The sequence below is a fragment of the Tenacibaculum sp. A30 genome, assembly GCF_051200845.1.
Taxonomy (GTDB): Bacteria; Bacteroidota; Bacteroidia; order Flavobacteriales; family Flavobacteriaceae; genus Polaribacter.
In genome coordinates, this window is sequence record NZ_CP195160.1 from 671488 (window position 1) to 697113 (window position 25626).

The following is a 25626-nucleotide window of genomic DNA, read 5'->3' on the forward strand; positions in this document are numbered from 1 at the left end:
TTGATTTTACTTTAAAAAGAAACCAAATTTACAAATTCTAATGAAGATATTGGCGTGTGTTTTGTCGAATCATTCTTCTGTATTCTACCAGTTCTGGAAATTCGTAAAAGAAGTTGATTTTCTTATGTGCGATCGTTCTAGGTTTTTTAATCTTTGGCCTTAATACAAAAGCCGTCCAGCTTTCTACAATATCTTCTTCTGGGCTTTCGGCAGCATAATCTGTTAAAAATTCTGTACGATTGTTTAAATACAAATCATATAATTTTTCAACACAATTCGCTTCGGTATAACAATACTTACGCTGAATTACATCCCAACGATTTAACAATGCTCCTTTCCAAAACAAATTAACAAACCTATTTATGTAACTATTTTTATATGCTTCTCCTTCGAGAGTTAAATACAACTCACCTTCGTCTTGTAGCTTTTTATCGGTAGGGCGTATTTGTGTTCTGTTTAAGGTAAGTAAATGTCCGAATTCGTGCACTAAAGTGTAAACAGACTCGTGAAGTCTTTTTTTATCTTTAGAATAAAAGTTAACATCATTAACGTCTATTTCTAGTTGCCATTTGTCATTTTTTGAACTCAAGGCCACCAAAGCTCCTGTTTTTTCATCAAGTCCATCCGTCATTAAAACAATTCGCTTGATGTATTTTTTGGTTAACTCTTGAGGAAAAATTCTATTAAATTCATTCCAATAATAAATTGCCAGTTGATCGTTTTTAGATCTATTTCGTATTATCTCTCCATTTTTCACACTCCATGTACCTATTCTTTCACTATCTGTAGCTTGAGAAAAGGCTGAAAAAAAGAAAAAAAGAAAAATAATATGTATTAATTTCATAATCTTTTAAAAAACTTCAAGTGCTTTATTATAGGCACTTTCAAAACTCATTGGTTTTATATTGGTTTCAACTTTATTTGCGGTAAAATACGACAGTAATTTCTCTGTAGGCATATTACCTGTCAATTCATCTTTTGCCATTGGGCAGCCTCCATAACCTTTTATAGCTCCATCAAAGCGTCTACAACCTGCTTTAAAAGCACTATCTACTTTTTCGTGCCATTTTGTTGGAGTTGTATGAAGATGTGCTCCGAATTCTATTTGAGGATAACTAGGTATTAAGTTTGAAAATAAATAATCTATATCTTCAGGTGTTGAACTTCCAATGGTATCTGACAAAGATAATATCTTAACACCTAAGTTAGAAAGTTTCTCTGTCCACTCACCTACAATCTCCACGTTCCAAGGATCACCATATGGATTCCCAAACCCCATCGATAAATACGCTACTACTTCTTTATTTGTTCTATTAGCTATCGTTAAAACTTCTTTTAACGTATCAATAGATTGTTCTATTGTTTTATGTGTATTACGCATTTGAAAGTTTTCAGAAATTGAGAAAGGGTATCCTAAATAATCAATTTCTTCAAACTGTGATGCATCATTTGCACCACGTACGTTAGCTATAATAGCTAAAAGTTTACTTGTAGTAGATGATAAATCTAATTTTGACAAAACCTCTGCGGTATCTCTCATTTGAGGTATTGCTTTTGGTGATACAAAACTTCCAAAATCTATCGTATCAAACCCCACCTTTAACAGTGAGTTGATGTATTTTGCCTTGGCCTCTGTAGGAATAAAATGACTTTTAATTCCTTGCATTGCATCTCTTGGGCATTCAATAATTTTAACACTGTTAACCATTGTGTCAAATATACATATTTTGATTCATTTTTTTACTTAGCATTACTTACGCAACTTCAATAAAAAAACATACCACCAACCATTTAACTATCAATAAAATACATATAAAAAAAGCTAGAATCTTAAAAAAATCTATTTTTATTGAAACAAACTGTCACAATTTAAAAGTTGAATTGTCTCTTGTATAGAATGATTTCATTGGAGTCGCAGAAAACACATATCAACCAACTAATCGAACGCTGTAAGAAAAACGATAGCACTGCACAAATGCAGGTGTATCAAAGCTATTATAAAGCTATGTATAACACATCGTATCGTATTTTAAAAGACGAGTTCGAGGCTGAAGATTTAATTCAAGAAGCATTTTTAACTGCTTTTACAAAATTAAATTCTTTTAAGGGAGAAGTTACTTTTGGTGCTTGGTTAAAGCGAATCGTTATTAATAAAAGTTTAACCCAACTAAAAAAGGTAACTCGATATGATGAAGTTAAAATAGATGTGATTCCTAATTATGAAATCGAAGAAGTTGAAATAGATTATAGCTCACTTGAAGTACAAAGAGTATTAAGTTGTTTGCAAAGTTTGAAAGATAATTACAGAATTGTATTGACTTTGAACTTAATTGAAGGCTATGATTATGAAGAAATAGCTCAGATATTGAATTATACTAATGAAAATGTGCGCACAACAATATCAAGAGCTAAAAAGAAATTAAAACAAGTATTGGTTAACGATACTAATAAAACACAAGGATATGGAGGATAAATTACATCAATTTTTTAAAGAAAATGATTTCGATGTTTTTGAACCTCATCAAGGACATTTAGAACGTTTTCAGCGTAAACTAAAAAACCCGAAGAGAAATAAAAAACCTTCAATTTTCTGGATGAGTATAGCGGCATCAACTGTATTAATATTAGGTTTTTATCTTGGTAATTACCAACAACAAAAAACGTATACTCTAGCCGATGTATCACCTAAAATGGCTGAGGCTCAAAACTTTTTTGTTACAACTCTTAATCAAGAGCTAAAAGAAGTTGAACAATATAGAAATTTAGATACCGAAACAGTTATTGAAGATTCTTTAAATGAAATTGAAGAATTAGAAGACCAATACAACTCTCTTGAAAAAGAGCTTTCTAAAAAAGAAAACAAACATCAAATCATCCGAGAAATGATACAAAATTATCAACAACGATTAGATGTGTTAGAAAGGCTTCTTTTACAGTTAGAGCAATTACAAAACCCAGCAAAATTAGAATTATTAGACGATGAAATTATATAAACTACTTTTCTTATTCTTACTTATTCCTACCGTTCTTATCGCTAACGATAGAAAACACGAAAAAAGTAAGAACATTAGCAAAACGTTTAACGTTAACAAAAACGCTACCCTATACATTAACAACAAGTATGGAAATGTAAACGTAACTACATGGAATGAAAATCGTATCGAAATCAATGTTAAAATAACTGTAAAAGGTGATGATCTTTCAAGTGTTGAACGTAAACTAAAAGACATTGATATTCAGTTTGAAGCTACTTCTAATTTAGTAGAAGCTAGAACAATTATAGAAAAAAGTAAATCTTCTTGGTCTTGGTGGGGAAGCAATAACACCAATTATAAAATTAATTATTCTGTAAGAATGCCTATTACTAACAATGCTGACTTACACAATAAGTATGGAGACATTTATTTATTAGATGAACTTGAAGGAAAATCGAATATTAACTGTGATTATGGTAAAATTCAAATCGATCAACTGTTAAACAGCAACAATAATATTAGCTTAGATTATTGCGGTACTTCTGAAATCAATTACATGAAATCAGGAAATCTTAATGTTGATTATTCAAAATTAAACATTAGAAAATCTAACAACTTAAAAGTAAGTGCAGACTATTCAACCATAAAGATTGACCTAGCTACAGATGTTACATTTAATAGCGATTATGGAAGTATTTCTGTAGAAGAAATTTCTAACTTAACTGGAAATTCTGATTATGCTAGTGTTAAAGTAGGTACACTTAAAAAGAACTTGAAAATTAATAGCGATTATGGCGGAATTAAAGTTCAAAACATTGCTAAAGGATTTGATAACATTACTATTGACGGAAACTATGCTAGTATTAAATTAGGAACCAACAGCAATAATAACTTTAATTTCAACATCGACTTATCTTATGCTAGTTTTGGCTATCCTGATAACAATGTAGAGCTATACAAAAGCATCAAAAAAACATCTAAAAAATACTATGAAGGTACTTTTGGTAAAGGAAATTCGAATTCAAAGATCACCATTAAATCTAACTATGGTGGTGTTTCTTTAAAACTAAATGATTAACCAACTTAAAATTATATCATTATGAAAAAATTAGCAATTATCTTACTTACCCTTACTTTCAGCTTACAATCACAAGCACAAAGTTGGTGGAATACTAAAAAAGTAAGAGGAAACGGAAAAGTTACTACAGAAACACGAAATATCGGTTCTTTTAACAAAGTAAGTCTAGGAGGTTCATTCGATGTTTATTTAGTTGATGGTGTTGAAGGTGAATTAACAATTGAAGGAGAAGAAAATGTTTTAAAATATGTTGAAACTGAAGTTAAAAATGGAAAACTTCACCTTGGTTTTAAAGACAACACCAATATTCGCATGACTAAGAAGTTAACAATTACAGTTCCTTTTGAAAACCTTGAGTCTGTTTCTTTGGGTGGTTCAGGAAATATAATTACCAAAAAGCGTATTAAAGCTGATGAAGTAGATTTCGCCCTTGGAGGTTCTGGAATTATTGTAGCCAATGTAGATGCCAACACTGTTAAGACGTCAATTGGAGGCTCTGGAAATATTAAATTAAAAGGGAAAACTGACTATTTAAAATGTTCAATTGGAGGTTCAGGAGATGTGAAAGCATACGAATTAGACACTAATTCTTTAAAAGCTAGTATTGCAGGATCAGGTGATGTGCAAGTTTCAGTTAAAAATAAAATTAAAGCAACTGTAGTTGGATCTGGGAATATTTACTATAAAGGAAACCCAACCCAAATAGATAGTAACTCTTTAGGTTCTGGAGACGTGGTTGACAAAAACTAAACTCAGTATAAACTAACTACAATAAAAAATCCGCTGTTTGTAAACAGCGGATTTTTTTATTATTCTAAATTGTTAATCTATTGTAACGAAGCTAAACTCGCTTTAATCGTTTCAATTTTAGCTAAGGTATCCGATTCTTTTTTACGTTCTAACGTAATTACCTGCTCTGGTGCATTACTTACAAAACGTTCGTTAGATAATTTCTTTTGAATTCCTGTTAAGAAACCTTCTGCACGTTTTAATTCTGCATTTAGTTTTTCAATTTCAGCTTCTACATCAATTGTATCTAATGAAATTGGAACAAAATATTCATTTGACTTCACACGGAATGAAGCAGCTCCTTCAACTTTATCTGATACATAAATAATTTGAGAAGCATTGGTTAACTTTTGAATTACCGCATCAAAATCTTTAGTATAGCTTTCGTTATTTACAACAGCTAATTCAACAGCGTCTTTAAACGAAATATTTTTATCTTTTCTAATCGTTCTAATTCCTGAAACCACATCGGTCATAAATTCAAAATTGGTAATCAATTCATCATTCACTTCTCCAATTGCAGGATATTTAGCAATAATTAGCGCATCTTCTGGAGTTCTTTCTGTGATGTGTTGCCAAATTTCTTCTGTTAAGAAAGGCATAAAAGGGTGTAATACTTTTAAGTTGTTTTCTAATACCTCTATTACAGCTTTGTATGTTTTAGCATCTATCGGTTGTTGGTACCCTGGTTTTACAATTTCTAATAACCAAGACGAAAAATCATCAGTAATTAACTTGTAAATTGCCATTAACGCATCTGATAAACGATACTTACTAAAGTGATCTTCTATTTCTAACAACACTTTATTAAACTTAGCTTCATACCAAGCTAACCCTATTTTAGCTGTTTCTGGTTGCGCTAAGCTTTCATCAACTTCCCACCCTTTGATTAAGCGGAAGGTGTTCCATATTTTATTTGCAAACCCTTTACCTTGTTGACATAAATCTTCGTCAAATAATAAATCGTTTCCTGCAGCAGCACTTAATAACAATCCAACACGTACCCCATCAGCTCCAAAATCTTCAATTAACTTTAAAGCATCTGGTGAGTTCCCCAAGGATTTACTCATTTTTCTACGTTGCTTATCACGAACTAAACCTGTTAAGTAAACACTTTCAAACGGACGTGCATCTTTATACTCATATCCAGCAATAATCATACGAGCTACCCAAAAGAATAAAATATCTGGACCCGTTACTAAATCGTTAGTTGGATAATAATATTTGATTTCTTCATTCTCAGGGTTGCGAATTCCGTCAAAAACACTCATTGGCCATAACCAAGAAGAGAACCACGTATCTAACGCATCAGGATCTTGTTTTAAATCAGAAGCAGACAACGAAGAATTCCCTGTTTTTTCTTGAGCTAATTTAACTGCATCCTCAATATTCTCAGCAACTACGAAATCTTCTTTTCCGTCTCCAAAGTAAAAAGCAGGAATTTGCTGACCCCACCATAACTGACGTGAGATATTCCAATCACGAATGTTTTCCATCCAGTGACGGTATGTATTTTCAAATTTTCTTGGAAACAGCTTCACCTCTCTATCTTCACCTAAAACAGCTTCGATAGCTGGCTTTACCAACTCTTCCATTTTTAAGAACCATTGATCTGATAATCTTGGTTCTATTACAGCTTTAGTTCTTTCTGAAGTTCCTACTTTATTTATATGAACTTCAGTTTTAACTAAGTAACCCTTCTCTTCTAGTTCTTTTGTAATTTCTTTACGAACTACAAAACGGTCTTTTCCTTCGTAATGCAATCCGAAAGAATTTAAGCTAGCATCTTCATTAAAAATATCAATTACTTCTAAATTGTGCTTATCTCCTAAAACCTTATCGTTTTCATCATGCGCAGGCGTTACTTTTAAACAACCTGTACCAAATTCAACATCAACATATTCATCCTCGATAATTGGAATTTCTCTATTACAAAGAGGAACAATAGCTTTCTTTCCTTTTAAATGTGTAAAACGCTCATCATTTGGATTGATACAAATAGCTGTATCTCCTAAAATAGTTTCAGGACGTGTAGTTGCTATAGTTACTTTTTCATCAGAACCTACAATATCATATTGTAAATAATATAAATTTCCTTGACGCTCTTCATAAATAACTTCTTCATCAGAAAGTGTAGTTTTTGCCTCAGGATCCCAATTTACCATACGGTATCCGCGGTAAATTAATCCTTTGTTATATAAATCTACAAATACTTTAATTACTGATTCTGACAATGCAGGATCCATCGTAAATGCAGTACGTTCCCAATCACAAGAAGCTCCTAACTTTTTTAATTGATCAAGGATAATTCCTCCATACTCATGTTTCCATTCCCAAGCATGCTCTAGAAACTCTTCACGAGTTAAATCGTTTTTATCTATTCCTTGCTCTTTTAACTTCGCTACTACTTTAGCCTCAGTAGCAATCGAAGCATGATCAGTACCTGGAACCCAACATGCATTTTTTCCTTGTAAACGAGCACGACGAATTAATACATCTTGAATCGTATTATTTAACATATGCCCCATGTGCAACACTCCTGTGACGTTTGGTGGTGGTATTACTATTGTGTATGGTTCTCTTTCATCTACTTCAGAATGAAAATAATTGTGTTTCATCCAGTAATCGTACCACTTACCTTCTACTTCTTTAGAATTGTATTTTGATGGAATATTCATATGTATTAAAATATCTTGTTTTGCCTATTTGCTAATAAAATTAGCTTTTGGCATTGTTTTTGAAAATTGATAAGCAAAAATACAACTATCTATGAGGTACAGAAAATTAGAAGTTGTTTTTTTAAGAACTTAAATAAATAATACTAAATTTGTACTGGTTTATACCTCTAAAATTAATTTTAACATTATGAAAACAATTTTATCATTTGTCGCTGTTTTCTTTATTACGTTAACAGTAAGCGCTCAAGAATTTAAATTTGAAACTGAAACAATCGACTACGGAAAAATAGCTCTTGGATCTGAAGGAAAACGTGTATTTGAGTTCACTAACGTAGGAGATGCTCCTTTAATTATAAAAGATATTATTTCTACTTGTGGGTGTACAGTACCTCAAAAGCCTGAAAAACCAATCATGCCAGGAGAAAAAGGAGAAATTGAAGTTTCTTACGACACCAAAAGACCAGGAGGTTTTTCTAAAGCCATTACCATTATTTCTAACGCTAAGAAAAGTAGAAAAATGATTAAGATAAAAGGATTTATCGCAAAAGATGCAACACCATCGAAAGAAAAAAGTACTGTGAGTGATAGCTAAAAACTACACTTTATAAAATATAAAAATCTCAACTTTAACAAGTTGAGATTTTTATTTATATACGCTGTTCTAATTTAAATTCAAACTTTAGCTTCAATCCTGCCCTTTCAACTTCTATTCTTATTTTTCTGCCAGGTTTGGTATGAAACATTTCAATAATTCCATTCAGTTGATATTCGTGTGCTGCTTTACCGTTAATCTTTTTTATTACATCATCTACTTTAAGTCCTGCTTTATCTGCAGGAGAATTTTCTACAATTTTATCTATTTTATACTTTGGTTTAAACTGATAAAAATAACTACTAATAAACGATATTACATTGTTTTTTGGTGTTTGATTGGTTGGATTATAACTATCAGTGAATTTAACAGGTTTTTGTTCTTTTATTAATTCTTGTCCGTCATAAGCAATATGCAAACCACTCATATTGTAGTAAAAACCTTTTTTTAAAGAAGTATTTTTCTTTAAAATAATTCTCTCGTTAGGATAATCAATCCAAATTTTAAATCGCTTTAAAATAGCACCTCCTATACTTCCGTTTCGTTCTTTAAATTGCCGAGCGTTAAATGTTGAAGAGGAATCTAAAAAAGACGCTGTCGGCTCTTCAATTTCAAATTTACCTATTGTTATTTTTTGTATTCTACTTCTATTTCCATAAATCGTTCCGCTAAAACCTTCACCAATAATATCTTTAAAAAATTTTTCAGGAGTTTGTAACTCTTCTTTCGTTCCTTCAAACAACCAAATTGCATCGCTTCCACCTGTATCAATCAACAACTTTACAGGTATCATCGTGCTTGAATGAGAATTTAACTGCACATAAGTGTCTATATAAGGTTTGTTTCGGTAAAATTGTAAAGGGAAACTTTCACAACTTCTACAAATTGACTTTTTGTAAGTTTTCGGGTTGTAAAAATCAATTCTTTTATTGTTATAATTTATTTTTACAATAACATCTTTCAATAAATCATAACCAATTATGCCATGAATTGTAATCCCCATTTTAGCAGAAATATCAAAAGCATCTTTTAAAATAACGTATAATTCTTCATTTGAACTTTTAATATTTTTAATTCTGAACGTATTATTTTTAGACCTTAAAGCTTCTACAGGTTCGCCAACACCTAAACCACGAATAAATACTCTTTCTATTTCATTTAACCCAACACTGTCTTTTGACGTGAGATTGAATAAAATTGTTTTACTCACCCCTGTGTCTAAAATAAACGACAATTGATGTCCGTTAATTTCTAAGGGAATAACAATAAGGTTGTTTATTAATTGAAAATTAACCGATTGTTTATCTGTATTACTTCCAAAAAAATTAAAATTTTGCTGTGCAAAAATAGACACACTAAAAAATAGTGCTAACGTATGTAGTAGTAGTTTAGTCAAGAGAACTTGTTTTAGGGTTCTGTACTTAAAGATACAATCTTCTACTCATTTTTTTTGGTTTTTATGATTTTTTTAACCCACTTTTTCCTTAAGAACACTCTTATTTTATCAAATATATTTCGCAAATTTGCCACTCAAACGACTAATTTAATTAAAAATGCCATCAATTTCTAGTAAAGGAAATGCAATGCCTCAATCACCAATACGTAAATTGGTTCCTTTTGCAGAGGCTGCTAAAAAGAACGGAACAAAAGTTTATCACTTAAACATTGGGCAACCAGACATCAAAACTCCGCAAGTTGCTTTAGATGCGGTAAAAAACAATACGATTGAAGTATTATCGTACGCTAGATCTGAAGGTTCAGAAGAATACAGAACAAAATTAGCTAATTACTACGCAAAAAACGGTATTCATGTAACAGCTAACAACATAATTGCTACTACAGGAGGGTCTGAAGCTTTACTTTTTAGTATTGGTAGTATTACTGATCCAGGAGATGAAATAATTATACCTGAACCTTTTTATGCGAACTATAATGGTTTCTCTACAGCTTCAGGAGTAAAAGTAGTTCCTGTTATTTCTAAAATTGAAGATAACTTTGCGTTACCTGCAATTGAAGATTTTGAGAAATTAATTACTCCTAAAACCAAAGCAATCTTAATCTGTAACCCAGGTAATCCTACAGGTTATTTATACAGTCAAGAAGAAATTGAAAAATTAAAACAAATTGTATTAAAACACGATTTATTTTTAATTGCTGATGAAGTGTACCGTGAGTTTACTTATGACGGAGAAAAACACAATTCGGTAATGTCTTTAGAAGGATTAGAGCAAAATGCTATTATGATCGATTCTGTTTCGAAGCGTTATAGTATGTGTGGTGCTAGAATTGGTTGTATCGTTTCTAAAAACGAAGAATTCATCAATACTGCTCTTAAATTTGCGCAAGCACGTTTAAGTCCACCAACTTATGCTTTAATTGCTAGTGAAGCTGCTTTAGAAACTCCTCAAAGTTATTTTGATGAAGTAATTGAAGAATACGAAGATCGTAGAAATACCTTAATTACAGAATTACAAAAAATTGAAGGTGTAAAAGTTGCGAATCCTAAAGGAGCATTTTACTGTGTTGCTGAATTACCAGTAAAAGATAGCGACGATTTTGCTCAGTGGATTTTAGAAAGCTTCAACGATAACAACGAAACGGTAATGGTAGCTCCTGCAAGTGGATTCTATTCTACCGAAGGTGAAGGAAAAAACCAAGTTCGTATCGCATACGTTTTAAATAAAACAGACTTAAAACGCTCGGTTGAAATATTAAAAATTGCTTTAGAAAAATACAATAGCTAATTGAATATTCAAGAAAACATACCTTTAAAAGAGTACAACACGTTTGGTATTAATGTTAATGCCAAACGTTTTGTTTCTGTCACCTCTGTATATCAGCTACAACAACTTTTAAAAGAAGAAAAAGACATTTTTTTAATTTCTGGAGGAAGTAATATGCTACTCACCAAAGACATTGACACCTTGGTTGTACATATTGATATTAAAGGAATTTCTATCGATAGAGAAAATCATAACGATATATACATTACCGCTAATGCTGGCGAAAACTGGCATGAGTTTGTCTTATGGTGTGTTTCTCAAGGTTATGGCGGTTTAGAAAACTTATCATTAATTCCTGGTAATGTAGGTACTTGCCCTATTCAAAATATTGGGGCTTACGGTGTTGAAGTGAAAGATACCATATCAAAAGTTGAAGCTATTGAAATTGAAACAGGAAAGCTCGTTTATTTTTCTGCGGAAGAATGCCAGTTTGGATACCGTAATTCTATCTTTAAAAACGAAGCCAAAGGAAAATATGTATTGACTTCTGTTAGTTTTCAACTAACAAAAAAAAATCACAATCTTAATACTTCTTACGGAGCAATTGAATCTGAGCTATCTTCAAAAGATATTACAAATCCGACTATTAAAGATATTTCTGACGCTGTTATAGCTATTCGTCAATCAAAATTACCAGATCCGAAGGAAATTGGTAATAGCGGTAGTTTCTTTAAAAATCCTATAATTTCAAAAGAACATTTTGAAAAACTTAAAACAGCATTTCCAAATATTCCTAGTTACGTAGTTTCTGATACTGAAATTAAGGTTCCTGCGGGTTGGCTAATTGAACAAAGCGGATTTAAAGGAAAACGATTTGGCGACTACGGAGTTCACGAAAAACAGGCTTTGGTATTGGTTAATTATGGTGGAGCAACAGGAAAAGAAATTTATGAATTGGCGCAAAAAATTCAACATACTATTAAAGATACATTTGATATTAATCTTGAAATAGAAGTGAATATTATTCAATAAGGACATAGTAGAAATACTCCTCCTCCTCTGTTTTAATTTCACTTGTATAAATCTCTTTTAAATTCATACAGGAGAAATAGGAAGTTCGTATCTTTGCAATACAAAACAATACATCATGAAACCTGTAGGTTTAAAATAAGTATTTTAAACATTTAAGGTTACATCTGACCATTGAGAAACAATTAAAAACGAACAGATGAAATTAATTTTTGTTACCATAGGATTATTAGCGTTAGCATTTGCTGGAATTGCCATTAAAATTTGGGCAAAAAAAGACGGAGAGTTTGCTGGTACTTGTGCTAGTCAAAATCCAATGTTAAACGAAAGTGGTGAAGCTTGCGGATTTTGTGGTAAAACCCCAGACCAGTTCGATACTTGTAGCGAGCCTCAACACAACTAACAGTCTTACTCAACTAACCTTTTTATTTTTATGGTATTTACTATACTGTTCTACACTTTTGTGGTAGCTACGGCTATACAAGTAGTGTATTATTTGTTCTTCTGTTCTTTTGCTTTTGAGAAAAGTGAAGAAAAAAACAAAGATGTAAATATCCCTATTTCAGTAATTGTATATACAAAAAACAATGGTGATGTTTTAACTGAATACATTCAACATTTGGTTAAACAGAAATACCACAATTTTGAAATTGTTCTTGTTAACAACGCTTCTACAGATAATACCTTAGATATCTTAGAAAAACTACAAAAAAAGCACGCTAACTTAAAAATTGTAGATGTAAAAAATACGGAGGCTTTTTGGGGAAACAAAAAGTATGCACTTACTCTTGGTGTGAAAGCTGCTACACACGAACACCTATTGTTTACCGAAATAAGTAGTAAAATTTTATCTGAAGACTGGATTAGTGAAATGTCGAGTAATTTTTCACAAGAAAAATCAATAGTTATTGGGCATCAAAAGTTAAAACGTAAAAAGAATTCGTTCAGTAATCTATTTATACGATTTCATCATTTATTAAACAGCATTCAAGCTTTTACTTTTACCAAATTTGGAAATCCGTACAAAGCTACAAACCATAATCTAGCTTACACAAAAAGTGAGTTTTTTAGAGTTAACGGATACATCAATCACGTAAATCTTTTTATTGGTGAAGCCGATTTATTCATAAAAGATGCTGCTACCAAAACCAATACAACCTACACTACTAATGTCAACAGTTTTGTTAGCGCTAGAAAAAAAATCACTTTTAAAGAATGGATTTCTCTTCAGAAAAAAGAAACCATCCTAAATTCATTATACAAAACCAAACATCAATTTTTACTCCGTTTATTCAAAATTTCTAAAGTAGTATTCTACATTTTAGCTATTTACATCGCGGTAATTAATTGGGTAATTGCCTTGCCAGTTGTAATAGGATATTTCATTTTACAATATGTAGCTTTAGGAAAAGCGGCTTCAAAACTTCAAGAAAAAAACGTAATTCTATTACTACCTTTCTTAGATATTTGTTTCGTATTAGTACAAATTAGTATATTTATATCAAACCAAATTTCGAAACCAAAACATTGGAAATAAATCAAGAAAAAGTACTTCACAATATTCAGCAAGCAAAAAAAGGAAATCAAATAGCTTTTAATTATTTGTTAGACACTTTTTGGGGAAGCGTATACGCTTTTCAATTAAAACAAACTCAGAATGATAATGACGCTGAAGATATTACCATTCAAACTTTTTCTAAAGCTTTTGATAGAATTGAAACTTTTGATGAAGATTATCAATTTAAAACTTGGCTGATTACCATTTCTAAAAATGTATATATCGATTTTCTTCGGAAGAAAAAGTCTTCTATTTACACACAAACCACCGAAGAACAAGAAAAAGAGGTGTATGCTGTTGTTGATGACGCGCCCTCACCGGAGGATAAAATTATTACTGAACAAAACTTAGCCAAGCTTCTAAAAGATATCAAAAAACTGAAGCCAAAATATCAAGAAGTTATCAATCTTCGTTATTTTCAGGAATTGAGTTATAAGGAAATTTCTGAGCAAATTAACGAGCCTATTAACAATGTTAAAGTTAAATTATTGCGTGCAAAAAAATTATTAGCTGAAATAATAAAGAAATCATAAATTGCAAGAACATTAAAATCAAAAACTTATGATTTTACAGTTTCATGCAAACGCAAAAAACGTATACAAAAAAGAATTATATAAAGAGCTTCGATTAAAAAGAGGAAGAAAAGAGCATGTAAGCGCTATTTTAAAAAAGCTAAGAAATAGTGATTATCTAAACTTTTAAACCTTCTCTTTTCTTATGAAAAAATCCCTCTTAAGTTTATTAGGTCCTGGATTATTATTTGCTGGAGCTGCCATTGGTGTTTCGCACTTAGTACAATCTACCAGAGCTGGTGCCGATTTTGGCTTTGGTTTACTTTGGGCGCTTCTCTTAGTTCATATTTTTAAATATCCTTTTTTCCAATTCGGACCACGCTATGCTGCTGCAACCGGAGAAACGCTGTTAGATGGTTACAAAAAACTAGGCAAAGGCGTTTTAATAAGTTACTATATTTTAAATTTTGCTACCATATTTACCATTCAAGCTGCTGTAACGATTGTTACCGCTAGTTTAGCAGCTAATCTCTTTGGTTTTTCACACGATTTGGTTGCATGGTCATTAGCTATTATGCTAGTTAGTATTCTTTTTTTAGGAGTTGGTAAGTATACTTTTTTAGACAATTTAATGAAGTATATCATAGCCATTTTAACTGTAAGCACCATTGTTGCTGTAGCTATAGCCTTATTTAAAACTGAAAAAAGGATTCAGCTTTCAACAAATTATTCCTAGTGGAACAGCACAAGTAACTTTTTTAATTGCCTTTTTAGGGTGGATGCCTGCTCCGTTAGATATTTCTATTTGGCATTCATTATGGTCGGTTGAAAAAGATAAAATTACTTTTGAAAAAATTAAACCTAAACAAGCTATTTTTGATTTTAATGTAGGATACATTGGAGGCTTATTTTTAGGGGTTTGTTTTGTGATGTTAGGCGCTTTAGTAATGTATCAATCAGGACAGTCTTTTTCTAGTAAAGGAGCTACTTTTGCTTCACAACTTATTAATCTATATACTGAGAACCTTGGTGAATTCTCAGGTATATTTATAGCTGCTGCTGCATTTACAACTATGTTTAGCACCACTATTACCACCTTAGATGCTTCACCAAGAGCGATGGAAAAATCGTCTTCTTTGCTCTTTTCAAAAAGAATAAAATTAAACTACTGGTTTTGGATCATACTTTTAACAATTGGCACGTATATAATCCTTCGCTATTTTTTAAGTGATATGGTTTTTCTTGTAAGAATCGCCACTGTTTTATCGTTTTTAACAGCACCTTTTTACGCAATTTTAAACTACATTTTAATAACAGGAAAGCATACACCTGAAAAGCACCGACCAGAAATAGGCTTGCGTATTTTAAGCTTAGTTGGCATTGCTTTTCTTATTGGGTTTAGTATTTGGTTTTTGCTTAGTTTATAAATCTTTTCTTTGTAAATTTGCAGTTCAATTTTTTATGGAATGGCAAACGAATCTATAGTAGCACCAGAAAGAACAAAAAAACCAAAATGGTTACGTGTAAAATTACCTGTTGGTAAAAAATATACCGAACTAAGAGGTTTAGTTGATAAATATAAACTGAATACAATTTGTACCAGTGGAAGCTGCCCTAACATGGGTGAATGCTGGGGAGAAGGTACTGCTACCTTTATGATTTTAGGAAATACTTGTACGCGTTCTTGTGGATTTTGTGGTGTAAAAACAGGAAGACCAGATACTGTTGAATGGGATGAACCAGAAAAAGTTGCGCGCTCTATCAAGTTAATGGATATTAAGCATGCTGTAATTACTTCTGTTGATCGTGATGATTTGAAAGATGGAGGTTCTATTATTTGGGCTGAAACAGTACAAGCAATCCGTAGAGCAAACCCAAATACTACTTTAGAAACTTTGATTCCTGACTTTCAAGGAAATGAAAAATTAATAGACCGTATTATTGAAGTAGCTCCTGAAGTAGTTTCTCACAACATGGAAACGGTACGTCGTTTAACTCGTGAAGTTCGTATTCAAGCAAAATACGACCGTAGTTTAGGTGTTTTAAAATACTTAAAAGATAACGGTATGCGTACTAAATCTGGAATTATGCTTGGTTTAGGAGAAACTGAAGAAGAAGTAATTCAAACTATGAAAGATTTACGTGGTGTTGGGTTAGATGTTATTACTATAGGTCAATATTTACAACCTAGTAAAAAACACTTACCTGTTAAGGAATTCATAACTCCAGAACAGTTTAAGAAATACGAAACTTTAGGATTAGAAATGGGCTTTATGTACGTAGAAAGCGGGGCTTTAGTACGTTCTTCATACAAAGCACACAAGCACGCAAGCTAATTTTCACATTAAATAATCCTTAACTTTTTAACGTTTCAACGTTAAAAAAATGTCAAATATTTAAAAAACGCACTAACGTGCGTTTTTTCTTTTTAATTTTGGCACAGATATTGGAAACAATATTTATGTAAACAAGTAACATTGTTTTCATTGTGTAAATTATTTGAATTAGTTGATTAACAAAAAAGCCCACTCAATTGAGTGGGCTTTTTGATTTTATAATACTTTACAACTTATATTGCTCTGATAATGTCGTATTTAGTAACAATATGATACTTTCCGTTTTCTAAATCAACCAATACAGCTTGACTATCTTTATCTATTAATTTAGACACATCTTCTATTGAAGCCGATTTTTTAACTATAGGGTATACTTTCCCCATAACCTCTTTAATAGGCTTGTATGCTACATTTTTATCTTCTAAATAACTATGTAACAAAGCAGATTCATCAACAGAACCTACAAATCCGCTTGCATCTCTTACAGGAATCTGTGATATTTTAAATGCACGCATTCTCTCAATTGCATGTGCAACCAACTCTTCTGTTTGAACAGTTACTAACGGTTTCTCAATATGATCTTTAATTAAATCTTCTGCAGTCGTAATTTCTTCTTCTAAGAAACCTCTATCACGCATCCAATCGTCATTAAACATTTTCCCAACATAACGACTACCGTGATCATGAAATAACACTACCACTACATCATCTGGTTTAAACTCGTCTTTTAACTGTAATAATCCTTTAATTGCTGAACCTGCTGAATTTCCTACAAAAATACCTTCTTCTTTCGCTATCTTACGTGTATAAACAGCCGCATCTTTGTCTGTTACTTTTGTAAACCCATCAATTAATGAGAAATCAACGTTCTTAGGTAAAATATCTTCTCCAATTCCTTCAGTAATGTAAGGATAGATTTCATTTTCATCAAAAATACCTGTTTCGTGATATTTTTTGAAGACAGATCCGTATGTATCTACTCCCCAAATTTTAATATTTGGATTCTTTTCTTTTAAAAACTTAGCAGTACCTGAAACCGTTCCTCCTGTTCCTACTCCAACCACAAAATGTGTGATTTTACCATCGGTTTGCTCCCAAATTTCAGGACCTGTTTGTTCGTAATGTGCCTGCGCATTTGATGGATTGTCATATTGGTTCACGTACCAAGAATTAGGAGTTTCTTCACCTAAACGCTTAGAAACCGAATAGTATGAACGAGGATCATCTGGTTCTACATTCGTAGGACAAACAACTACCTCTGCTCCTACTGCACGTAGAATATCCATTTTTTCTTTTGACTGCTTATCTGAAATTACAAAAATACACTTGTACCCTTTTACAATAGCAGCCAAAGCTAACCCCATTCCTGTATTTCCTGAAGTACCTTCAATAATAGTACCTCCTGGTTTTAAACGACCATCTGCTTCAGCATCTTCAATCATTTTTAATGCCATACGGTCTTTTACAGAGTTTCCTGGGTTAAACGTTTCTACTTTAGCTAACACCAAAGCATCAACTTCTTTTGTTACAGAGTTTAATTGAACTAAAGGTGTGTTACCAATAGTTTCTAATATATTTTTTGCGTACTTCATATCTAATTAATGTTATGCAAAACTAAGCAAATCGAATGGATTTTGAAGGGCGGATTTTGGTTATGATATACGAAGGTACAATCAACATTAAAAAGCATAATGCTAGCGTACCTATATTTAACAATAAAATCGCTAGTAAATTAATATCTACAGGTACCGTAGACACATAATAGGTTTCAGGATCTAAGCTTATTAATTTTGTGTACTTCTGAATTAAAAGAAGACTCAATCCGATAAGATTTCCCCAGAACAATCCTTTTAAAATTAAATACGAAGCATTGTATAAAAATATTTTTCTGATGCTCCAATTTACACTTCCTAAGGCTTTTAAAATCCCAACCATTTGTACACGTTCTAAGATAAGAACCAACAAGGCTGTTACCATGTTTATTCCTGCAACCAACACCATAATTCCGATAATAAACCATACGTTGTTATCTAATAACTTTAACCATTCAAAAATTGCAGGATAATTATCAACAATAGTAATACTGTTTAGGGTTGCTCCAATACTTGAATATACTTCGTCTCCTTTTTGTCTTAACTCATCATAATCATCAATCAGCACCTCAAAACCTCCTACTTGATTTTCCTCCCAACGAATAATCTGTTGCACTTCTCTTAAATCACCCAACACCATGATTTTGTCAAACTGCTCAAACCCTGTGTTGTAAATTCCTACAATTACGGGTTTTCTTCTTTTGAATTTTACTTGGCTATTTTCCGCACCAAACCATGTTTGAATCGTGTCGTTTAGTTTAAAGTTTAATCGATTAGCGATCGATTCTGAAATTAAAATTTCTCTATTTCTTTCTTGATTGAAATTAGGCAAGCGACCTTCAACCAAACATTCTTTGAAAAAAGTAAAATCATAGTCGGCTGAAACTCCTTTCAGTATTATTCCTTCAAAATCGGATGGAGTTCTTATGATTCCTCCCACATTGGCAAAAGGTTGCACTTTTTTTATTCCTTCAATATTTTTAAACTCTGGATAAAACTCTTGATTAATATCAATCGGAACTGTAGAAACATCCGAATTGTTATTATCATAATTTACAATTTGAATATGACCTTTAAATCCGGTCATTTTATCGCGTACCTTATTCTGAAAACCTGAGGTTATTGATACCGCAATCAGCATAATTGCCACTCCTAGTGCTATAGCAATGGTTGCAATGGTAATGATAGGTGATGAAATACTGCTTTTATACTGTTTTCCAGCAATGATTCGTTTTGCTATAAATAGTTCGAAATTCAAATGTTTTCTTTTTTACAAAACCAAAAGTAACTAATTCTTACGGAAAGAAAGAGAAGAATACCTAGGTTTTAATTCTTTAACTTTTATTATTCTTAAAAAATAGAAATCTGTACCTTTATCTTTTAATTTTTTATAGATGAAGCTTTCTTTTAATTCCGTTTTTTTACTTTTTTTAGTATTCAGTTTTCAACTTACTTCTTGTGCGCAACCGCAAAAAAAATCACCCATTAAAGAAGTCGCAAAACAAGAAGAACCAAAAACTATTAAAACGGGTGCTGACAGAACCACAGCCTACCTTCCTCTTTTAAAAAATAAAAACATTGCCATTGTAGCCAATCAAACCTCGGTTTTACAAGTGTTACAACGAGCTGAAGTTGCTCCAAATATCATGGGCTCTAAAATGGTACAACATCACTTAGTAGATTATTTACATAATTACGAAGGAGTTAACGTACAAAAGGTTTTTGCTCCTGAGCATGGTTTTAGAGGAAAAGCTGATGCTGGTGAAGCAATCGCTGATGGAAAAGATATAAAAACAGGGATTCCGATTATTTCGTTGTACGGAAAAAACAAAAAACCTTCACCTGAACAATTAAACGGAATTGATGCTGTTGTTTTTGATATTCAAGATGTGGGCGCTCGCTTTTACACCTATATTTCTACCTTACATTATGTGATGGAAGCTTGTGCCGAGGCAAATATTCCTGTGATTTTATTGGATAGACCAAATCCGAACGGACATTATATTGACGGACCTATGTTAGAGCCTGAACATACAAGTTTTGTGGGGATGCACCCTGTACCTGTTGTTTACGGAATGACGATTGGAGAATACGGACAAATGATTAACGGCGAAAAATGGTTAGCTAATGGAGTGAAATGTGATTTAACAGTAATTCCTTTAGAAAATTACACACATCAATCAACCTATAGTTTACCCATAAAACCGTCGCCTAATTTACCGAATGATGTTTCTATTAACTTATACCCTAGTTTGTGCTTTTTTGAAGGAACAAACGTTTCTGCTGGTAGAGGAACTGACAAACAGTTTCAAATTTACGGTTCACCATATTTAGAAAAAACTGGTTTTAGTTTTACTCCGCAACCGAATGAGGGAGCAAAACACCCAAAATATAAAGGAGAAGTGTGTTTTGGAGAAGATTTAAGCACTCACATCCGTTTAGCTAACTTAGATCTTAGCTGGCTTAAAAAAGCGTACGAACAGTCTCCTAAAAAAGATTTTTTCAATGCTTTTTTTACCAAACTAGCAGGAACTAAAAAACTACAAGAACAAATTGAACAAGGACTTTCAGAAGAAGAAATTAAAACAAGTTGGCAACAAGGTTTAAACGACTTTAAAAAAGTACGTGAGCAGTATTTGTTGTATGAATAGATAGATAATTATTATATTTAACTATTAACATATATTACGGTTACTACACCTATAAGGTGCTTAAAAAAAAGTCTTTATGAAAAGAAGTATAAATTTTGAAATTTCAAATCCTAAAAAATTTATTTCAGATATTGAAAACAAAAAATTTATACAAATCCCAGCTAGTGATATTTGGGATTTAGGTTACTCTACTAAACCATACCATGACTACAAACAACCTGAGGGTTTTCCAAACTGTTGTAATTATCATAAAGAAATTCTTTCAAATTTGAATGAATGGTTTGACTCATTTCCTAATTGCTGTGACAATCATAAAAATTTATTGAAAAAGAAATGGTTCAAAAAGGAACTATATGTCAATATTCCTAATAAAGTAGTGAATTCAGTTAGTTTCACAAATAGTTTTATTGAACTCAGTATTCAAAAAGATAGTTGGTATAAAGAAATAACAGACTATATAGACTATTCAATTGATAGTTTTGGAGCGCCTAATGTTGGAGGTGAAAGGTATTTTAGCGCCATTAAATATTGGACAAAAAATAGTCTAGTTATACCAAAAGAAATTGAATGGAAAAGAAATCAATTATTAGATTATTTTAATTCCTTAACTGAAGAAAAAGTTAAAAAAAATACAGATTTAAATTTATTAAACTCAACTTTTCAAAATTGGATAAAGTTTATTCCTGAAATCCCCTTATTTAACAATATAAAAATCGCATACAAAGGTAAACTACCTATGAATTTATTCTTGTATGATGGTGAATATAATAGATTTACAGGCTTAACAAAATTCAAAAGTCGAACACAAAGCGAACTAATTGAAATACTTTTCAATCATACAAGAAAAATATTATCTCAATTAACATCTGAAAACATTTACAAAAGCTTAAATATAACCGATAAAGAAAAATATGAAGTTCAGATTGTTACCGAAAAACACAAAATTGAACAACTATTACTATTAGAAAATTTTTCAAAAAAAGAATTAAAATATATTAAAGTTCTAAAAAAATGGTTGAAAAATGAAAAGGAATTTATCGGTGAGTTAAAACCAATTTTTGATAAAATTACAGAGCAAAGCTTTCACTCTTTTTTAATTCAACAAATATTCTTTTTTGGTCAAAGTTTAGAAAAATTAAATCATCTTCATAATGCTTTTGGTGAAGAAGAATTTAGAGATTATTTTCTTCCTCATTTAACTCAAATATCTAAAAACCATATAACAACTGGCGAAACATTTAACAAAAATGGTAAAACCGATATCTTAATTCAAGATTTAAATGCTTGTAATATCTTTATTGCTGAATGTAAGTTATGGAAAGGAAGTTCTTATTTAAGTTCAGCAATTAATCAACTTTTTGAAAGATATGTTTTATGGAGAGATGAAAAAGTTGCTCTTATTATATTCAACAAGGATAACAAAGATTTTACAAAAGTTATTGAAATTGCTAAAGAAACAATTGAAGAACATGAACTTTATGATTCATTTGTAGAAGAAAAGTTTAAAACAATAATAACTTATAATTTTAAACATTCAGAAGACACAACAAAAATTATAACTTTAGAATTAATATTATTCAATTGTTACAAAAATTTATAATTACTACTGATATTAATCAAAATATATAAAATTTACTCCTTAATCTTACCTATAGTAATACTCAAATCATTTCTCTTCACACATCGATTGCCTATAGTTAATTCCCCAGTTTGCAAGATTGTCAATTAAAGGAAACCCTTCCTAAGGACTACTAGAGTAAATAAGTGCCTTCTATAAAAACCCCTGCTCTTTCATCCACTTATTAGAATAAATCTTATTCATATAACGAGAACCATGATCTGGTAAAATTACTACCACTACACTATTTTCATCAAAAAATCCGTTATCTGCGTATTGCTGTGTAGCTTGTAAGGCTGCTCCTGAAGTATATCCAGCAAAAATTCCTTCAGCTTTTACTAATTCTCTGGCTTTTAAAGCTGCTTCTTTGTCTGATACTTTTTCGTATACATCTATTACATCAAAATCTGTAGAGGTAGGAATTAAGTTCTTACCTAATCCTTCAATTTTATAAGGGCTGATTTCATTGGCGTCAAACTCACCAGTTTCGTGGTATTTTTTAATCACAGACCCCATAGCATCAACTCCTAAAATTTGAATATCAGGATTTTGTTCTTTTAAATAACGTGCTGTTCCAGAAATCGTTCCTCCTGTCCCGCTAGCTGCAACTACGTGGGTTACTTTTCCGTCGGTTTGTTCCCAAATTTCTGGTCCCGTACTCTTATAATGTGCTTCAATATTTAATTCGTTAAAATACTGATTGATATAAATAGACCCTGGATTTTCTCTATGCAATCTTTTAGCTACTTCGTAATACGAACGAGGATCGTCAGGAGTAACATTTGCAGGACAAACATGTACTTCTGCTCCCATAGACTTTAACATGTCTATTTTGTCTTGAGAAGACTTATCACTTACTGCTAATATACAGCGATACCCTTTTACAATACTGATCATTGCTAATGAAAACCCTGTGTTACCAGAAGTTGTTTCCACAATAATATCTCCTTCTTTTACAATTCCTTTTTCTTCAGCAGTTTCTATAATATGAAGTGCAATTCTATCTTTAGCAGAGTGACCTGGATTAAAAGCTTCAACTTTTGCATAGTAAGTACCCGGTAAATCTTGGGTAATTCGATGCAGTTGAATCATGGGAGTTTGACCTACTAAATCTATTATTGAATTGGTAATACCTTGATGTCTTTTCATTATGTTTTATAAATAAGAAAAAGTGTCATTACGAAAAACGGACACGAAAAATCTGTTGAGATTGTTCGTTGCTTTCGCAATGACACTTACACTCAATAGAGCGCAAAAATATAATTATTTTTTTAACTTACCTTCTAACATTAAAAAGAACGTGTATTCTTCTGCAGTTTCTTTTAAAGCATCAAACCTTCCAGATGCTCCTCCGTGACCTGCTTCCATGTTTGTATGTAAGAATAATAAATTATTATCAGTTTTTAACTCACGTAGTTTAGCTACCCATTTTGCTGGCTCCCAGTATTGTACTTGACTATCATGTAAACCTGTAGTTACTAACATATTTGGATATGCCTTTGCTTCAACTTGATCGTATGGAGAATACGATTTGATATAATCGTAATATTCTTTATTGTTAGGATTCCCCCACTCATCATACTCACCTGTTGTTAATGGAATACTATCATCTAACATCGTAGAAATTACATCTACAAACGGTACTGCTGCAATTATCCCATTATATAACTCTGGATTCATGTTTATAACAGCTCCCATTAATAAACCTCCAGCAGAACCTCCCATAGCATACAAATGCTCTGGTGATGTATAACCATTATCTATTAAATATTTAGAACAATCAATAAAATCGGTAAAGGTGTTTTTCTTGTTTAACATTTTACCATCTTCATACCACTCACGTCCTAAATACTGACTTCCTCTAATATGTGCTAATGCATATACAAATCCACGATCTAATAAACTTAAACGTGTTGTTGAAAATCCGTCATTAATTGTATATCCGTAAGACCCATATGCATATTGTAAAATTGGCGTGTTTTTATCAAGCTTAGTATCTTTATGGTGTACAATTGATAATGCTACTTTTTTACCATCACGTGCAGGTACCCAAATACGCTTGCTTACGTAATTGTTTTTATCAAACTTTCCTCCTAAAACTTCTTGTTCTTTTTTAATTTCTTTTGATTTATCTTTCATATTGAAATCAATCACAGAACTTGGAGTTGTCATTGAATTGTAAGAATAACGAATTACCTCTGTATCGAATTCAGGATTTCCATATACCCCTGCTGAATACGTTTCTTCATCAAAAGGCAAGTAGTAATCTTCTGTTCCATCCCATCGTTTGATACGGATTTTATTCAATCCTTCGTTTCTTTCTTCTAAAACTAAATAGTCTTTAAAAATTGAAAAATCTTCAAATAAAGTGTCATCTCTATGAGGAATTACATCTACCCAGTTTTCTTTTCCTGGTTTGTCTACAGGAGTTTTCATTAACTTAAAGTTAGTCGCTCCATCCTTATTCGTTTTAATGTAAAAATGATCTCCGTAATGTGCTACGTCATATTCTAAATCTCGCTCACGAGGTTGAATAATGCGTAACTCTCCATCAGGGTTATTAGCATCTAATACATGGTACTCTGTAGAAACAGTACTATACGAACCTATTATGATATAATCTTTAGATTTTGACTTGGTAACAAAAGCTCCGAACGTATCATCTTTTTCCTCATATACTAATTCATCTAAGGATGCATCAGAACCTAACGTATGTTTGTAAATCTTTGAAGAACGTAATGTTACAGGATCTTTTTTAGCATAAAACAACGTTTTATTATCATTTGCCCATACAGAACCTCCAGTCGTGTTTTCAATAATATCTTTATAAATATCTCCTGTTTCAAGATTTTTAATTCTGATAAAATACTGGCGACGGCTTACTGTATCTGTAGCAAAAGCTATCATTTTATTATCTGGAGATACATTCAATCCTCCTAACTGAAAATAATCATATCCTTTAGCTTCATCATTCACATTGAACATGATTTCTTCTTCAGCCTCTAAAGTTTCTTTTTTACGGCTATGAATTGGGTACTGTTGCCCTTTTTCGTAACGAGTAATATAGAAGTACCCATCTTTTTTATACGGAACAGACTCGTCGTCTTCTTTTATACGCCCCTTCATTTCTTGAAACAACTCTTCTTGAAACTCTTTCGTTTCTTTCGTCATTTCATTATAATAAGTGTTCTCTGCGTTTAGGTAATCGTATACTTTTTGAGTTTGCTCATCTTTAACCTCAGCATTTTTTTGCTCGTCGGTTAAACGCATCCAAAAATAATTATCAGTACGTACATCTCCATGTTTCTCTAACTTTGTCGGCTGTTTTTCAGCAACTGGAGCTTTGATATCATTCTTCATTTCTTGCTTTTTACAAGACGCAAAAATAAGACTAAATGCCAAAGCTGGTAGCATTAATTTTTTCATTTTTAAAGTTGGTTTATATTTCTTGTGAAAATACTATTTTTGTTGTTAAGTAAATCATAAAAAAAGAAG

General features: G+C 31.7%; 24 protein-coding genes. 16 read left to right on the forward strand and 8 right to left on the reverse strand.

Annotated elements, in window-relative coordinates; translation table 11 throughout:
- Positions 1–37 precede the first annotated feature (37 nt).
- Positions 38–844: a hypothetical protein gene (locus tag ACR9ES_RS03145; RefSeq protein WP_435255059.1), complete on the reverse strand. Its 807-nt coding sequence runs from the start codon at positions 842–844 to the stop codon at positions 38–40.
- 6 nt (positions 845–850) lie between these two features.
- Positions 851–1708, reverse strand: a complete 858-nt coding sequence (locus ACR9ES_RS03150; protein ID WP_028892520.1) for a hydroxymethylglutaryl-CoA lyase — start codon at positions 1706–1708, stop codon at positions 851–853.
- 189 nt (positions 1709–1897) lie between these two features.
- Here ACR9ES_RS03150 and ACR9ES_RS03155 point away from each other — a divergent pair, with 189 nt between their 5' ends.
- Genes ACR9ES_RS03155 through ACR9ES_RS03170 form a run of 4 tightly spaced genes read left to right on the forward strand, consistent with a single transcriptional unit; the run spans position 1898 to position 4803 of the window.
- Positions 1898–2473, forward strand: a complete 576-nt coding sequence (locus ACR9ES_RS03155) for an RNA polymerase sigma factor (RefSeq protein WP_435255060.1) — start codon at positions 1898–1900, stop codon at positions 2471–2473.
- Entirely contained in the window at positions 2463–2993 is a 531-nt protein-coding gene (locus tag ACR9ES_RS03160) for a hypothetical protein (RefSeq protein ID WP_435255061.1), read from the forward strand. Before ACR9ES_RS03155 ends, ACR9ES_RS03160 begins: the two co-directional genes overlap by 11 nt.
- Positions 2980–4053: a hypothetical protein gene (locus ACR9ES_RS03165; RefSeq protein ID WP_435255062.1), complete on the forward strand. Its 1074-nt coding sequence runs from the start codon at positions 2980–2982 to the stop codon at positions 4051–4053. The genes ACR9ES_RS03160 and ACR9ES_RS03165 overlap by 14 nt, the downstream gene beginning before the upstream one ends.
- Positions 4054–4074: 21 nt before the next feature.
- Positions 4075–4803: a head GIN domain-containing protein gene (locus ACR9ES_RS03170; protein WP_435255063.1), complete on the forward strand. Its 729-nt coding sequence runs from the start codon at positions 4075–4077 to the stop codon at positions 4801–4803.
- A 77-nt stretch (positions 4804–4880) separates the two neighbouring features.
- Here ACR9ES_RS03170 and ACR9ES_RS03175 read toward each other — a convergent pair whose 3' ends face one another.
- A complete protein-coding gene (locus ACR9ES_RS03175; protein WP_435255064.1) occupies positions 4881–7520 on the reverse strand; it encodes a valine--tRNA ligase in 2640 nt (879 codons plus the stop codon).
- 187 nt (positions 7521–7707) lie between these two features.
- On the opposite strand from ACR9ES_RS03175, the gene ACR9ES_RS03180 reads away from it, so the two are divergent.
- Positions 7708–8112 carry a DUF1573 domain-containing protein gene (locus ACR9ES_RS03180; RefSeq protein WP_435255065.1) on the forward strand — a complete coding sequence of 135 codons (405 nt, stop codon included), beginning with the start codon at positions 7708–7710 and terminating at the stop codon, positions 8110–8112.
- Positions 8113–8167: 55 nt separating this feature from the next.
- Here ACR9ES_RS03180 and ACR9ES_RS03185 read toward each other — a convergent pair whose 3' ends face one another.
- Complete coding sequence (locus tag ACR9ES_RS03185) at positions 8168–9508, reverse strand: aspartyl protease family protein (protein ID WP_435255066.1); 1341 nt, start codon at positions 9506–9508, stop codon at positions 8168–8170.
- A gap of 157 nt (positions 9509–9665) precedes the next feature.
- Here ACR9ES_RS03185 and ACR9ES_RS03190 point away from each other — a divergent pair, with 157 nt between their 5' ends.
- The 9 genes from ACR9ES_RS03190 to lipA all read left to right on the forward strand — a co-directional run bounded on the left by ACR9ES_RS03190 (position 9666) and on the right by lipA (position 16270).
- Positions 9666–10856, forward strand: a complete 1191-nt coding sequence (locus tag ACR9ES_RS03190) for a pyridoxal phosphate-dependent aminotransferase (protein WP_435255067.1) — start codon at positions 9666–9668, stop codon at positions 10854–10856.
- Positions 10857–11867, forward strand: a complete 1011-nt coding sequence (murB, locus tag ACR9ES_RS03195; protein WP_435255068.1) for a UDP-N-acetylmuramate dehydrogenase — start codon at positions 10857–10859, stop codon at positions 11865–11867.
- Between the two features lie 196 nt (positions 11868–12063).
- On the forward strand, positions 12064–12267 hold the full coding sequence (locus ACR9ES_RS03200) for a hypothetical protein (RefSeq protein ID WP_028892532.1): 204 nt from the start codon (positions 12064–12066) through the stop codon (positions 12265–12267).
- A gap of 30 nt (positions 12268–12297) precedes the next feature.
- Complete coding sequence (locus tag ACR9ES_RS03205) at positions 12298–13401, forward strand: glycosyltransferase (RefSeq protein ID WP_435255069.1); 1104 nt, start codon at positions 12298–12300, stop codon at positions 13399–13401.
- Positions 13392–13955, forward strand: coding sequence for an RNA polymerase sigma factor (locus tag ACR9ES_RS03210; protein ID WP_299002155.1), 564 nt, complete (start codon positions 13392–13394; stop codon positions 13953–13955). Before ACR9ES_RS03205 ends, ACR9ES_RS03210 begins: the two co-directional genes overlap by 10 nt.
- A 28-nt stretch (positions 13956–13983) precedes the next feature.
- The gene (locus tag ACR9ES_RS03215; RefSeq protein ID WP_408035974.1) at positions 13984–14124 is read left to right on the forward strand and encodes a hypothetical protein; all 141 of its coding nucleotides are present in this window, start codon (positions 13984–13986) and stop codon (positions 14122–14124) included.
- Between the two features lie 15 nt (positions 14125–14139).
- Positions 14140–14670 carry an Nramp family divalent metal transporter gene (locus tag ACR9ES_RS03220; protein WP_435255070.1) on the forward strand — a complete coding sequence of 177 codons (531 nt, stop codon included), beginning with the start codon at positions 14140–14142 and terminating at the stop codon, positions 14668–14670.
- Between the two features lie 43 nt (positions 14671–14713).
- Positions 14714–15361 carry a hypothetical protein gene (locus ACR9ES_RS03225; protein ID WP_435255071.1) on the forward strand — a complete coding sequence of 216 codons (648 nt, stop codon included), beginning with the start codon at positions 14714–14716 and terminating at the stop codon, positions 15359–15361.
- 39 nt (positions 15362–15400) lie between these two features.
- Positions 15401–16270: a lipoyl synthase gene (lipA, locus tag ACR9ES_RS03230; protein ID WP_274634163.1), complete on the forward strand. Its 870-nt coding sequence runs from the start codon at positions 15401–15403 to the stop codon at positions 16268–16270.
- 233 nt (positions 16271–16503) lie between these two features.
- Here the strand turns inward: lipA and ACR9ES_RS03235 are convergent, their stop codons facing one another.
- Together ACR9ES_RS03235 and ACR9ES_RS03240 are read right to left on the reverse strand one after the other, a co-directional pair.
- Positions 16504–17862, reverse strand: a complete 1359-nt coding sequence (locus tag ACR9ES_RS03235; protein WP_435255072.1) for a pyridoxal-phosphate dependent enzyme — start codon at positions 17860–17862, stop codon at positions 16504–16506.
- A 22-nt stretch (positions 17863–17884) separates the two neighbouring features.
- Positions 17885–19120: an ABC transporter permease gene (locus tag ACR9ES_RS03240; protein ID WP_435255073.1), complete on the reverse strand. Its 1236-nt coding sequence runs from the start codon at positions 19118–19120 to the stop codon at positions 17885–17887.
- Between the two features lie 136 nt (positions 19121–19256).
- Between ACR9ES_RS03240 and ACR9ES_RS03245 the strand changes: the two genes are divergently transcribed.
- Entirely contained in the window at positions 19257–20513 is a 1257-nt protein-coding gene (locus ACR9ES_RS03245; RefSeq protein WP_435255074.1) for an exo-beta-N-acetylmuramidase NamZ family protein, read from the forward strand.
- A gap of 76 nt (positions 20514–20589) precedes the next feature.
- Positions 20590–22113 carry a hypothetical protein gene (locus ACR9ES_RS03250; RefSeq protein ID WP_435255075.1) on the forward strand — a complete coding sequence of 508 codons (1524 nt, stop codon included), beginning with the start codon at positions 20590–20592 and terminating at the stop codon, positions 22111–22113.
- 171 nt (positions 22114–22284) lie between these two features.
- Here the strand turns inward: ACR9ES_RS03250 and ACR9ES_RS03255 are convergent, their stop codons facing one another.
- Together ACR9ES_RS03255 and ACR9ES_RS03260 are read right to left on the reverse strand one after the other, a co-directional pair.
- Entirely contained in the window at positions 22285–23280 is a 996-nt protein-coding gene (locus tag ACR9ES_RS03255; RefSeq protein ID WP_435255076.1) for a PLP-dependent cysteine synthase family protein, read from the reverse strand.
- Positions 23281–23394: 114 nt separating this feature from the next.
- Entirely contained in the window at positions 23395–25557 is a 2163-nt protein-coding gene (locus tag ACR9ES_RS03260) for a S9 family peptidase (RefSeq protein WP_435255077.1), read from the reverse strand.
- Positions 25558–25626: the final 69 nt, after the last annotated feature.